The sequence below is a fragment of the Streptomyces albiflavescens genome (assembly GCF_014645835.1).
Lineage (GTDB): Bacteria > Actinomycetota > Actinomycetes > Streptomycetales > Streptomycetaceae > Streptomyces > Streptomyces albiflavescens.
Window position 1 is genome coordinate 452,208 of sequence record NZ_BMMM01000003.1, and the last position, 13,146, is coordinate 465,353.

The window sequence follows — 13,146 nt, forward strand, 5'->3', positions numbered from 1 at the left end:
GCCGGCCCGGCCACGGTGCGTAGCGGTTCGGCGATCCACCGCGGTACAACCCTTCGGTCGCGGCGTGCGTCTGCTGTGGAGGAACTGGCGTTCCCCCACAGTTCGCTCATCCGCCGCCGACGCTTCACCCAGAGGGACCTCCATGCTGCACACCGCTCCCGGTTTCCCCACGCTCCGCAAGACCGCCGGCGCGATCGGCGCTGTCGCCCTGATCGCACTGGGTGCCGCGCCCGCCGCCGCCGATGCCCCCGGCCCCCGACTGGCCCTGGGAGAGATCGCCCCGATCGACGGTCTGAAGCCGGGCAGCAGCGTCGACGTGCCGGTCACCTTCACGAACAAGGGCACCAAGGCAGTCGACAAGATCTGGCTGTCGTACTCCGTCACCCGCGGGCTCAGCCAGGCGGAACTGCCCTCCAACTGCCTTCGCTACGAGGTCTCCTCCTTCGACGAGGCCCCGAGTCACTCCGACGCGGTCTGCGCATTCGATCAGACGGTGGAACCCGGCGTCGTCTACGCGCCCGAGAAGTCGCTGACGCTGAACGTGCTCGACCGAGCGCTGTACGACAGGCTCCGGGTGGCAGTCGCCACCACCGACACCGCCCCCGGTGACGGCGCCTCGCAGCCCGTGCGCGGGACCGGACCCGCGGTGAAGCTGGTCGCGCGGCCCGACGCCACCCCGACCGGCACCGGCTCCGACGCGCACCCCGACTGGGACGCTGCCGATGTGGCCGTGACCACGGCGAACACGGCCGACTTCCAGGTGTCCGGAGCCCGGGTGAAGGGCCGCGTCGGAGACACGGTCGCTCTGGCGGTGAAGTTCACCAACGCCGGGCCGGGCTGGGTGCTCAGGGACGCGGGCACCCCGGCGACCCGGGTTCTGGTCAAGATGCCCGCCGGTACGACGGTCACCAAGGCCCACGGGTTTTGCGACAGCGTGGGGTCCGGCAGCTATGACTGCGGCACCAGCCAGTCCTGGGTCGACGAACAGGGCGGGGAGACCTACACCTTCACGCTGAAGATCGACAAGGTGGTGCCGGGGGCCAAGGGCTCGGTGGCACTCGCCGGAGAATCCCGGCCGTTCGACAAGAACAAGGCGAACGACACGGCCGACATCCTGCTCGACGTCACCGGTGGCGGGTCGACGGGTGGGGGCGGCTCGGCCGATGGCGGCTCGACATCCTCCACCGGTGGCTCCGGCACCTCGTCGACCGGAGGCTCCAGCACCTCGTCGACAGGAGGCTCCAGCACCGGGTCCGCCGGCGGTTCCGGTTCCACGGGCGGATCCTCCACCGCGAGCGGTTCCTCGGGATCCGCCTCCACCGGCGGCGACCTGGCGAACACCGGTTCCGGTTCCACCCTGCCCATCGCGGGCGCGGCGGCCGCGGCCGTCGTCGCCGGCACGGGCGCCGTCCTGGTCGTACGCCGCCGCGCGGCCCAGCGGTAACGACCGAACCGATCCGGCAGGCGGCGGATCAGTCCGCCGCCCGCACATCCCCGCCGAGCAGTTGGCGCTGCTCGGCACCTCCCGTCGCGCGCATTCCCGCACTGCTCATCGACGGGCGAACCGGCGCGCCAGGAGGGCCGCCGGGATCGCGACCAGGAAGGCGAAGACCAGCACGGCGTCGCGGACCGGTACCGTCTGGACGGCCAGGCCCAGCCCCAGCACCGGCAGCGACAGGCCCAGATAGGCGGCGAGGAACAGTCCGGTGAGCGTCTCTCCGCGCCGCTCGGGCACGGCCAGCGACAGCACCGTACTGACACTGCCCTTGAAGGCCGTACCGGCGGCCGCCCCGGAGACCGCGCCGCCGACGAGGAACAGCGGGAGGTCCGCCGTCCGGACGGCGGCGGTCAGCGCGGCCATGGCGACCACGAGGAGCCCCAGCCCCAGGAGTAGTTGGGTACGGGTGCCCAGGCGAGCCAGCAGGATCTGTGCCAGCGCCGCCGAACCGAAGACGAGGAAGGCGGCGAGTCCGGTGACCGTGGGGGAAGCAACGTGCAGATCCCTGAGGACGACCGGAGTCAACGAGGTGAACAGGCCGAAGACCGCGAAGGCGATCAGAGCCGCGCCGGCCGCGGCGAAGAAGGCGGGACGGGCCCGGTCGGGAACGCTGATGCGCTGGGGGCGGTAGCGCGGCCGCGGCTCGGGCCGCTCCACGGTTTCCGGAGTGAGGACCACGGCCACCGCTCCGACGACGAACAGGCCGAGGAAGAGCAGGTAGGGAGTGTGCAGAGGGGCCGAGGTGTGTTCGGCGAGGAGCCCGGAGACCAGTGGCCCGAGTCCCAGCCCGCCGAGGTTGGCACCCGTGGCCACCACATTGGCGCGGACGGGCGAGGCGTCGGGCCGGGCCTGCCGGTGCAGGTCGTCCAGGTACGCGGTGGCCGTCGCCGTCAGCAGTCCCACGCTCAGTCCCGACAGCAGACGGGCCACGAGGAGGACGGGCACGGAGGACCATCTCGCGAAGACCAGGGCGGAGGCGATGCCGAGCGCGATCGCCGGGAGCAGCACCCTTCTGCGCCCGAACCAGTCCGACAGATGTCCGGCCAGGAAGAGTGCCGCCAGCACGCCGACGGCATAGGTCGCGAAGACGATCGTGACGACGAACGGGCCGAAACCGTCGGCACGCTGGTACAGCGGGTAGAGCGGGGTGGGCACGGTGGAGAAGGCCATGGTCAGGGTGAAGGTCGCGGCGACCAGCCAGAAGCCCACGTGGTGACGGGCAGGCGAGTGATGCCGTGGGACGCCTCCACGGGTCCCGGCCGCCCGGGCCCGCGGGCCCGGCGCCCGGTCTGTCGTGCTGGTCAACGCGGTCATGAGCGACCTCTCCTTCGACGCATCCCACATTCGGCTTCGTGACCGGATCAACGTGTGCCGAGAAACCGCGCTTCCGCAGTTGGCGCGATAATCGACGAAGACTGTTATCTCCAAGAGAGATTTCCGTGCGGAGACCTGCGGAGATTTCCCATGGGGATGACCCGGCCATCGGGAGCGTGCTCATGGACCTGCGGCAGATGGAGGTCGTGATCGCCGTCGCCGAAGAGGGCGGCTTCACGGCGGCGGCGCAGCGGCTCCACGTCGTCCAGTCCGCCGTGTCGGGCACGGTGCGCGCCTTGGAGCGAGAGCTGGGTACGCGGTTGTTCGACCGCACCACACATCGGGTGGCTCTGACACCGGCCGGCGAGGCGTTCGTTCCGGCCGCACGCGCGGCCCTGCGCGCCGCGGAACAGGCACGGTCGGCGGTGGACGCCGTGCAGGGCCAGTTGCGGGGGACGGTGACGGTCGGCACGATGCAGGGCGTCTGGGCCGGCCTCCACCACGCTCTGGCCGCATTGCGAGCCGAACATCCCGGCGTGGTGGTACGGCTCCGGCAGGCAGCCGTGGTCGACATCCGTCAGGCGCTGCGCGACGGGACGGTGGACCTGGCGGTGGTCGCCCTCGACCGTCGGCAGCAGCGAGCACTGGTCACGCGTCTGCTCGCCCGGGAGGAGATGGTGCTGGTGGTTTCTCCCGAGCGGGAACTCAGCGGAACGGGAGCGGATGGAAAGGTCACGCTCGACGAGGTGGCCCGGCTCCCCCTGGTGGACTTCGCCCCCGGATGGGCGATCCGGGTCGCGGTGGACCGCGCCTTCCGCGCCGCTCTCGTCGAGCGCGACACGACCTTCGAGGTCAACGACATCGTCGCGGCGGCCGAACTCGTCCGCCACGATCTGGGCGTCTGCATCATTCCCGAGTCGATCGCCGCACGCTTCCCCGACCTGGCCGTACGCCGGCTCGAACGCCACGCGCCGCACTGGAATGTCATGGTCGTACGCCCCCGGGGCGAGGCACCCCCGGCAGTCGCCGCGCTGCTCCGGCACATCACGTGACCGCGCGGAACTGTCCACGGAACGCGGAGCGGATCGGTCCCGGCCGCGAGGAGCGCGGCAGCCGACAGGGAGGAGCGGTGCCGGGCAACGCGGCCGGGGGCAGCCGTCCTCGTGGTCGTGGGCACAGCCAAGACCAGCACCGCACCTCTGGGCCGTCCTAGGTCCTGTCGTCAAATTCCCGTCGTCCGCCCGGAGGGCGGGCCCTGCGGCGTCAGGTGCGTGCTCTCGGCGTGCCGGGCACAGGCCCTCGTACTGGATGTACTTGGGTCTGTGCCCGGTGCGGCGAGAGTGCGTGCATGGCGTCGCGGGGCAGACGGGAATGTGACGACAGGGCCTAGGCGCCGACGGGGTCTCGGGGCGAGAGCCGCGAGCGCAGCCGAAGTCCCAGGGCCACGGCCAGTCCGAAGGCCACGAGGAGGGCGGCGACAGCGAACGTCCAGTGCGTGCCGCGGACTGTCGCCGCCGACGGGGCGGTGGTCACATCGCTCGTTCCGGCGGCGAAGACGAAGACCGTTCCCATGACCGATGCGCCGGTCATGAGGCCCAGGTTCCGGGCGAGGTTCAGCATGCCCGACACCAGGCCACGCCGGCTCGGGGAGACATCCTTCATGACCGCTGTGTTGTTGGCCGCCTGAAACAGCGCGTAGCTCGCGGTGACGACGACCAGGGGCAGGACGTATCCGATGACACCGGCCGCCGGGGGCATCAGGGAGAGCACCACGGCACCGCCGAGGATGCCGCTGAGTCCGACGACCACCATGGCCTCGGCTCCGAAGCGATCGGTGGCGCGGCCGGCCGGGACGCCGGTGAGGGCGGACACGGCGGGGCCTGCCGACATCACCAGACCGACGAGCGCCGGGTCGAGATCGAGTGCCCGGGCCAGGTGGAAGGGTCCCACGACCAGGGTGGTCATCATGACGGTCGAGACCAGGGCGCTCGTCGTCAGTCCGGCGGCGAGAACGGGATCGCGGAGCATCGAGAGGGTGAGCAGCGGGGACGGGACCCGGCTCTCGGCGAAGACGAACAGGGCGAGGCCTGCCGCCGAGGCGATGAGCAGTCCGATGGCGAGCGGGCCGAACGAGTTCCCTTCGATCGTCATCGCCAGCGCGTAGGCGCCCAGAGTGATGGCCAGCAGTGCCGCGCCCAGGGTGTCGAACCGACGGCGTGGAGAGCTAGTTGCCGGTACGGCATCGGGCAACACCCGGAAGGTGAGCGCGAGCGCCACGAGGCCGAGAGGCACACCGGCGAGGAAGATCGCCCGCCAGCCGAAGAGCGTGATCAGGGCTCCACCGAGGGTGGGTCCCAGCGCCGTACCGACTGCCGACATCGTGCCGAGCAGGCCCATGACGCTGCCGGTGCGGTCCTTGGGCACCGTCTCACCGACAAAAGCCATGGTCAGCGCCATCATGCACGCGGCGCCTGCCCCTTGGAGTGCCCGGGCGGCGACCAGGAGGGGAAGGTTCGGGGCGAGACCGCACAACAGCGTCGCGAGGGTGAACACGGCGATGCCGCTCAGCAGGAGGCGACGTCGGCCGGCGAGGTCGCCGAGGCGGCCGGCTCCGACGATCAGTGTCGTGATGGCGAGGAGGTAGGCGATGACGACCCACTGGACCTCGTTGAAGCCCGCACCGAAGGCAACGGCCATGTTCGGCAGGCCGACGTTGGCGATGCTGATGCTCAGGGAGGGCAGCAGCATGGTCAGCGACAGTGCGCCGAGCGCCCAGGCCAATGACGGACGGCGCACGGGCGACGTCCCGTCGGCCTCGGTGTACGAAGGGGTTACTGGTCTCACAACGCTGGCCTCTTTCCGGAGTCGACGGGATCGCAATGAACGTAGGCCTCGCTCCGACCTGACGGAAGACGCAAAGATGGAAAGCCATTTGTGCACACAGCGCCATGTCCCGATCGATCCGTGAGATCGTGTGCGTATGTCCAGGCCCGATTTGAATCTGCTGGTCACGCTGGACGTCCTGCTCGAGGAGGGCAGCGTCACGCGAGCGGGAGAACGGCTTGCCCTCAGCCCCTCCGCGATGAGTCGCGCGCTCGCGCGACTGCGGCGGGCCACGGGCGATCCGCTGCTGGTGCGGGCCGGCCGAGGGCTGGTGCCCACGCCGCGCGCCCTGGAGTTGCGCGACCGTGTGCGTGGCCTGGTCCGGGAGGCCGAAGAGGTGTTGCGGCCGGCCGAGAAGCTGGACCTGGCGACGCTGGAGAGGACGTTCGCGTTGCGCAGCAGCGATGGGTTCGTGAAGAGATTCGGACCCACGTTGGTCGCCGAGGTCGGCAGCGAGGCACCCGGCGTACGACTGCGGTTCCTGCAGAAGACCAAGAAGGACATCGGTCCCTTGCGCGACGGCATGGTCGACCTGGAGACGGGTGTCGTCGAAGACGTGCTGCCTCCCGACGTGTTGAGTACGGCCCTGTTCACCGACCGGTTCGTCGGGGTGGTGCGAAGCGAGCATCCGCTGAGTACCGGGAAGGTGACGACGGCCCGGTATGCCTCCGCGCGACATGTGCACGTCTCGCGGCGCGGTCTGACGGAGGGGCTGGTGGACGAGGCTCTTGACCCGACGGGCCGTCGGCGGGATGTCGTGACGGTCGTCGACGGCTTCAGTGCCGCGTTGGCCCTGGCCAAGGCGTCGGACCTGGTTGCCACGGTTCCGGAGCGGCACACCGCGGACCTGCGGCGCGGGATGTGCTCCTTCGAACTGCCCTTCCGCGCTCCCGAGGTGACGGTGTCGCTGCTGTGGCACGTCCGACTCGACGCGGACCCGGCTCACCGGTGGCTGCGCGAGCGCGTACTCGGTGTGTGTCGCTTCGACGGACAGGATTGACGGCTCGGGGAGGTCACCTGTACGCGAGCCGGGGGCGTCCGGTGGCGTCGATGTCGTACGCGATGTCGTACGCGATGACGCCGGCGAGCGGCTCTAGCGGCAGCGGCCCGCCGACAGGCACCGTGATCCAGGGGGTATCCAGGGGGTAGCCCCCTGCCCTTCAGTTCAGCTTCCCAGCCGTCCAGGTGCCGGTGGGGTCGGGCGGATCCTCCGCCTGCTGCCATTCGCCCTTCGTGGAGACGCCGACCTGCGAGGACTTTCTCCATTGACTGCTCATGAACTCGGGCTGGCTCCGTCCAGCAGCGCCGTGATGCGCTCGGTTGTCTTCTGACCTGCACGCTGCTTGATCAGACCCTCCTTCGCCATCGCCCGCACATGCAGGGCGGTCCGCTCGCCGTTGCGACGCGCATCGACGGTGACCACCACCGGGTTCATGTTGAGGGCTCCGCCTGCGGTGAGCACGCGGAGCGTCACGCGGTCCGTTGCTGCTTCCACCAACTCCGGGTTCGCGTCTGGGGTCAGCTCAACGAGCACAGTGCGGACGCGTTCAAGGGCAAGATCGAAGCCCAGCGGCAGTTCGCAGAGGCGCCGCCCAATCCTCGTCTGCGCACCGCGCCTCGATGCACCGCACGAAGGGAGGCGGCGCTCCCCCATTCCCATCAGGAAGAGGGTGTGGCGCCCCGGACCGCGACTGTCCGGGGCGCCGCACCGTGGTGTTCAGTGCAGGTCGGCCCGCGCGGGGCTGTCGTCGAGGAAGCCGCCCGACTGGTGCTGCCACAGCTTCGCGTAGGCGCCGTCCGAGGCGAGCAGTTCCTGGTGCGTGCCCTGCTCGATGATCCGTCCACGGTCGAGGACGACGAGTCGGTCCATGGTGGCGACCGTGCTCAGCCGGTGCGCCACCACGAGCGCCGTCCGCCCCTCCATGAGCCGCCACAGCGCCTCCTGGACGAGGAGTTCGCTCTCGGAGTCCAGTGCGCTGGTCGCCTCGTCGAGCAGCAGGATCGGCGCGTCGCGCAGGATCGCCCTGGCGAGGGCGACCCGCTGGCGCTGTCCGCCGGACAGCTTGACGCCGCGCTCGCCCACCATGGTGTCGAAGCCGTCCGGCAGCGCGTCGGCGAACTCCGTGACGTGCGCCGCCTCGGCCGCGCGGCGGATGTCGGCGTCGGTGGCATCCGGCCGGGCGAACGCGATGTTGTCCCGCAGCGTGCGGTGGAACATCGCCGGGTCCTGCGGCACGTACGCGATCAGGCTGCGCAGGTCGGACTGGCGCAACCTGCTGATGTCCTGACCCCCGATCATGATCCGTCCGGCGTCGATGTCGTTCATCCGCAGCAGCAGCCGACTGAGCGTGGTCTTGCCCCCGCCGGACCGGCCGACGAGACCGATCTTCACGCCGCTGGGCACGGTCAGGTCGAGTCCCTCGAAGAGCGGCTCCGCGCCCGCGTGGGCGAAGTTCACCCGCTCGAACCGGACGTCGGCGCCCCCCGGCAGCAGTGGCTCCGGCGAGGCCGGGTCGACCACGGTCGGCGGCTTCAGCAGCAGTTCGGTGAACTGCGCCGCCTCCGTCATCGAGCTCTCCAAGCGGCGGTAGATCTGGTTGAACTCGAACATGATCCGCGTCGCGTTGCTGTAGTACGTGAAGGCGACCACGACCGCCTCCACTCCGTGCGTGCCCCCGCCGAGCGCGACCGCGAGCAGCAGGCCCAGCGCGTTGGTCAGCACGGACATCGGTGCGACGAGCGTGTCGATGCGCAGGTTGCCGTAGTCCCACGACCTCAGCGAGAGCCGCCTCGACTCGGCGACGCGGGACCGGTGCTCGGCGGCCTCACGTTCCTCGGCGGCGAACGCCCGGACCGTGTCCATGTTCATCAGACTGTCGGCGACGTGGCCCGACACCCGGGCGATCGCCTCCTCGCGTCGGTCGACGAGTGCCTGACGGCGACGGATGAGGGGCGTCACGCACAGCGCGGTCAGGGCGATCATCGCCAGGAGCCCGACCACGAGCAGCGGTTCGTAGCGCCACAGCACCACCGATCCGAACAGCAGCGGCACCAAGCTGCCCACCACCGAGAACGTCAGCGTGTCGACGCACTCCTCGAAGCGGGAGGCGAAGCTCAGGACCCGCTTGGTCAGCGACCCGGCGAAGTTGTCGTGGAAGAACGCGGCGTCCTTGGCGAACAGCTCGTCCATTCCGATGACATACAGGTGCTCGATGCCGAGGGCATCAAGTCGGTTCATGCAGTGCAGGCCGAGGCGCCATAGCGTCTCCGCGAGCAGCAGGACGCCGGCGAAGCCCAGGACGTAGGGCAGTGTCGAGCCGATGGCGATGTCGGCGTCGCCGGCGATGCGGCCGATGAGCTTCGCGACGACCAGCGGCGCGACGTAGTTGATGCACATGTTGCCCAGCGCCGGCAGCAGCATCCCGGGCACCGTCAGCCGCCGGAGGCGGGCTAACTCCCGTCCGTAATAACGAAGCGCGAGGAGCACCGAGCCCTTGCCCGGCCGGGCCTCGCGCGATTCAGGCGATTCCATCCCAACCCCGTGTTGTCGTGCGGCAGCCCGCCACGTACTTCTTCAGGGAGCCGCTGTTGCCTCAATGACCATGCGGAGCTTCGGTTCGAGTGAGCGCCCTTGCTCGGGTCGTTCTCCGACGCGCGGGGCACGACGAGGGAGCCTCCGCGGGCCTCGCGGCGACGCCACCGAGCGAGTACGGGCAGGTCAGAAGTCGTAGTGTCCCGCGACGGCGCCCGCGGAGTCCAAGCGTTTTTCTCAGCCAAGGGCAGGTCGTACACATGTCCGCCTCGGGCCGCACAGGGCACACGCGGACCGTCGACACCACTTCGCCGGATACTTCTCGACCCCGTCCTTCACGTCTCCGGCGGCGACGGCACATGCACCGGAGACGTGGCCGGCGAGCACGAGGACGAGACGGCCGAACCGCGGACAGGCGCTCGGCCGTCCGTCGAGGCTGCCCCCGCCTCAGCGAAGGTCAGTGGCCGCGGAACGCCTCCTCCAGCCACCAGGCCCCACGGTCACTGACCACCTTGGCGTCGATGAGCAGAGGCACGGATCGTGGCCCGTCGATCCAGTCCTCGACGGCCTTCAGGTCCGCGGGTGTGCGCACGGTCACCGCCTCGAAGCCGTACCCTCGCCCCACGGCGGCGATGTCCGTCGGCGGGAACCTGACCGTGTCGAGCGGGTGCTCGTCCGGCCCGAAGTGGTGCACCTCCGCTCCGTACGCGTCGTCGTTGTACACGACGACCACCATCGGAAGCCCGAGCCGACGTACGGTGTCGAGTTCCACGGCGCTCATCAGCGCGCCTCCGTCGCCGAGTGCGGCCACGGGCAGCCGTTCCGGCTGCGCCAGCGCGGCGCCGATCGCGGTCGCGAGCCCCAGGCCGATCGACTGGAACGCCTGGGTGAAGCACAGGCCGTTGTGGTCCGGCACCGACAGGAACATGCTCGGGTAGCCCATGAAGTTGCCGGAGTCCACACCGATCACGCGCTCGGCGGGGAGGATGTCGTCGAGCGCGATGCTCAGGGTCCGCGGGTCGATCCGCTCGCGGCCGCCTTCGTCGTCGTACGGCACGTCCCGCCACCGGATTCGTGCGCCGATGGCCGCCTCGATGTCGGCGGTCCGGTAGCCCTGTCGTGAGGCGCCGCCCACCGTGAGGTCGAGCGCGCGCCGCGCCGTGAGCTCCGCATCGCCGACGATGCCGAGCTGCACGTTCCGATGCACGCCGAGTGCGGCCGCGTCGTCGTCGACCTGCACGACGGTGGCGTCCGGGCCGATCAGCCGACCGTGCCGCGTCGTCCACATGTTCAGCGCGCAGCCCCACCCCACGATCAGGTCCGCCGCCCGGATCAGCTCGGCCGCCACGGGCGACGAGAATCCCCCGGACACGTCGAGCGACCAGGGGTTGCCGTGGAACAGTCCGCGGGCGACGGCCGAGGTCGCCAGCAGTGCGCCATAGCGCTCGGCAAGCGCCGCGAGGGCGTCCCGGCAGCCGGGCGCGCGGGAGCCCCGGCCGGCTACGAAGACGGGCTGCCGGGCCTGTCCGAGCGCCTCCACCAGCGCGGCCACGTCGGCCGCCGCCGGCTCGACCGCGGTCCGTCCGGGCGGCGGGGCGATCGAGGCCGGCGCGTTGTCGGGTGCTTCCAGGGCCTGCACCGCCAGCGGAAGGTTGAGCACCACGGTGCGCCGCTCGTGCACGGCTCGTCGCACCGCGGCGGCGGCCTGCACAACCGCGTCCTCCCCCGACGTCACGCGTGCCGTGACGGCGCCCACCGCCTGCGCGAGCGCCTCCTGGTCGACGTAGAAGTTGGACCTCGGTTCGGTCACCTCGGCGGCCAGCACGAGTAGTGGTGTACGGCTCTTGGCCGCCTCGGCGATGCCGGTCATGGCGTTCGTCAGGCCGGGGCCCTGGTGCACGCTCAGCGCGGCCACCGTGCCGCTCGTGCGCGCGTAGGCGTCGGCCATGGTCGCCGCGCCGCACTCGTGGCGAGCGGCGACGAACCGACAGCCCGCCGCGACCATGGCATTGGTCAGATGGAAGTTGCCCGAACCGACCACGCCGAACACGTGGTCGACCCCGGCCGCGGCCACCGCCCGGCCCACGGCTTCCGCGACCTTCATCAGCGCTCCACCAGAGCCAGCACCCGTGCGGGAGCTCCGGAGCCCGTGACAATGGGCAAGGGGCCCGCGATGACGACAGCACCGGTCGAGGGCAGCGCCGCCAGGTTCTGCAATTGGGTCACCCCGTACTTGTCACTGCCCATGAGGTACGAGTGGCAGGGGAAGGCCGGGTCGAAGGAGTGCGCACGCCCGGCGTCGGTACCCACCGTCTCGACGCCGAGGCCGATCACCGGCGACTCCTCCGCCACCCACCGGGCACACTCCGGCGACAGACCGGGGGTGTGGGGGCCGTTCTCGTCCGCGTTGACGAACGCCTCCTGAGAGTGCGAGCGGGCGTCCCAACCGGTGCGGAGCAACATCCAACCGCCATCGGGCAAGGGTCCGTTGTCCGCCTCCCAGGCCTTGATGTGGTCCACCTCGACGAGGAAGTCGGGGTCCTTGGCGACCGCGGCGGAGAAGTCCAGGACCCCCGCGGGTGCGATCAGCCGACGCGCCGGCACCGACGCGACGTCGCCACGATCCTTCCCGGTGACCCAGTGCACCGGCGCGTCGAAGTGCGTGCCGGTGTGCTCACCGCTGCGGAAGTTGTTCCAGTACCAGGCCGGACCCCGGTCGTCGTACCTGCTGATCTCCTCCAGCTCGAACACCGCCGTCTGGCCGAACTCGGCGGGCAGTTGGATCACCGGAGTGGACGAAGACAACGGGGAGGTGAGGTCGACGACTTCGATCGCACCACTGCGCAAACCGGCCGCCAGGGCGGCGAGGATGGAGGGCTGGGGCATGACGACCTCCTGAGACACGGCTGAACTGTCGGCGACGCAGGACGCGTTGACGACGGCTGGACTCCCAAGAGTGTCAGCCCATGCCCAGTCGCGCGCGGGGTTCGACACGGTCACCACGGAGGACTGCCGCACCATCCGTCACCACGGAGGACTTCCACGCCATCCGTTCAGCCGAGCGTCGACGCTCGACCACCTGCGGCCCAGGACCCGCTCCCTAGGGAGCGGACGACGGGCCGCCTGTGCGGGAGGCGATGCGCGCGGCCGTGTCCGTCGTGCCCAGTAGTCGGGCGGAGGTCGCGGTTTCGGCCGACATACGCAGCAGCGGGTCGGCCCCGGTGGGCCTCAGCAGTGCGCGCGTGGCTTTGAGTGCCGCCTCGGGCGCGGCCAGCAGGGCCGCCACCTGCTCGGCGACGCGGGTATCGAGGTGCTCGCGGCTCTCGAACACCTCGGTGACCAGGCCGAGTTGTGCGGCCTGCGCGGCGGAGAGGCGTGCGCCAAGGAGCAGGAGCTGGGCGGCACGCTGGGGCCCGAGACGCTGCGGGAGCAGGAGGCTGGCGGCGGCGTCCGGTACGACGCCCAGGTCGACGAACGCGTACTGCAGATGGCTGCGACGGGTCGCGTAGACGAGGTCGAAGTGCAGCAGCGCGGTGGCGCCGCTTCCGACGGCGGACCCGTCCACAGCCGCGACCAGAATGGTGTGACTGCGCCGTATGGCCTTCTGGAACTCGAGGACGGGGGAGCTGAGGGCCAGGGCCGTCCCGGCGTGGGCGCGGAAGTCGTCGAGGTCGTTCCCGGAGCAGAAGTCCTGGCCCGCACCGGTGAGCACAATGACTCGTACACCCGGGTCGGCATCCGCCTCGGCGACGGCGTCGGCCAGAGCCCGGTACATGGCCAGGGTCAGGGCGTTGCCCTTGTCGGGCCTGTCGATGGTGAGGGTGACCAGCGCCCCCGCGCGGTCGACGCGGATCTTCCCGGCGGGGCCGGAGGCGGACGGCCTGTCGAGACGAAAGGTGCTGTCGAGGGTCACGTCGCC

The 13,146-nt window shown here is 70.6% G+C and carries 10 protein-coding genes; 3 read left to right on the top strand and 7 right to left on the bottom strand.

Annotation, left to right across the window (positions count from 1 at the left end):
- The first annotated feature begins 142 nt into the window (after positions 1-142).
- On the top strand, positions 143-1,444 hold the full coding sequence (locus tag IEY95_RS11435; RefSeq protein ID WP_189185830.1) for a hypothetical protein: 1,302 nt from the start codon (positions 143-145) through the stop codon (positions 1,442-1,444).
- A gap of 105 nt (positions 1,445-1,549) precedes the next feature.
- Here IEY95_RS11435 and IEY95_RS11440 read toward each other — a convergent pair whose 3' ends face one another.
- Positions 1,550-2,812 carry an MFS transporter gene (locus IEY95_RS11440; RefSeq protein WP_189185831.1) on the bottom strand — a complete coding sequence of 421 codons (1,263 nt, stop codon included), beginning with the start codon at positions 2,810-2,812 and terminating at the stop codon, positions 1,550-1,552.
- A 182-nt stretch (positions 2,813-2,994) separates the two neighbouring features.
- On the opposite strand from IEY95_RS11440, the gene IEY95_RS11445 reads away from it, so the two are divergent.
- Complete coding sequence (locus tag IEY95_RS11445) at positions 2,995-3,864, top strand: LysR family transcriptional regulator (protein WP_189185832.1); 870 nt, start codon at positions 2,995-2,997, stop codon at positions 3,862-3,864.
- Between the two features lie 334 nt (positions 3,865-4,198).
- Here IEY95_RS11445 and IEY95_RS11450 read toward each other — a convergent pair whose 3' ends face one another.
- Positions 4,199-5,656: an MFS transporter gene (locus IEY95_RS11450; RefSeq protein ID WP_229702815.1), complete on the bottom strand. Its 1,458-nt coding sequence runs from the start codon at positions 5,654-5,656 to the stop codon at positions 4,199-4,201.
- A 136-nt stretch (positions 5,657-5,792) separates the two neighbouring features.
- Here IEY95_RS11450 and IEY95_RS11455 point away from each other — a divergent pair, with 136 nt between their 5' ends.
- Positions 5,793-6,695 (top strand): LysR family transcriptional regulator, encoded by a 903-nt coding sequence (locus tag IEY95_RS11455; RefSeq protein WP_189185833.1) that lies wholly within the window; start codon positions 5,793-5,795, stop codon positions 6,693-6,695.
- A 273-nt stretch (positions 6,696-6,968) separates the two neighbouring features.
- On the opposite strand, the gene IEY95_RS11460 is transcribed toward IEY95_RS11455, so the two are convergent.
- From IEY95_RS11460 to IEY95_RS11480, 5 genes are all read right to left on the bottom strand, one after another.
- Positions 6,969-7,355: a hypothetical protein gene (locus IEY95_RS11460; RefSeq protein WP_189185834.1), complete on the bottom strand. Its 387-nt coding sequence runs from the start codon at positions 7,353-7,355 to the stop codon at positions 6,969-6,971.
- 57 nt (positions 7,356-7,412) lie between these two features.
- Positions 7,413-9,227, bottom strand: coding sequence for an ABC transporter ATP-binding protein (locus IEY95_RS11465; RefSeq protein WP_189185835.1), 1,815 nt, complete (start codon positions 9,225-9,227; stop codon positions 7,413-7,415).
- A 457-nt stretch (positions 9,228-9,684) separates the two neighbouring features.
- Positions 9,685-11,331: a thiamine pyrophosphate-binding protein gene (locus IEY95_RS11470; RefSeq protein WP_189185836.1), complete on the bottom strand. Its 1,647-nt coding sequence runs from the start codon at positions 11,329-11,331 to the stop codon at positions 9,685-9,687.
- On the bottom strand, positions 11,331-12,113 hold the full coding sequence (locus IEY95_RS11475; RefSeq protein WP_189185837.1) for a cyclase family protein: 783 nt from the start codon (positions 12,111-12,113) through the stop codon (positions 11,331-11,333). Before IEY95_RS11475 ends, IEY95_RS11470 begins: the two co-directional genes overlap by 1 nt.
- 214 nt (positions 12,114-12,327) lie before the next feature.
- Positions 12,328-13,140 carry an enoyl-CoA hydratase-related protein gene (locus tag IEY95_RS11480; RefSeq protein ID WP_189185838.1) on the bottom strand — a complete coding sequence of 271 codons (813 nt, stop codon included), beginning with the start codon at positions 13,138-13,140 and terminating at the stop codon, positions 12,328-12,330.
- Positions 13,141-13,146: the final 6 nt, after the last annotated feature.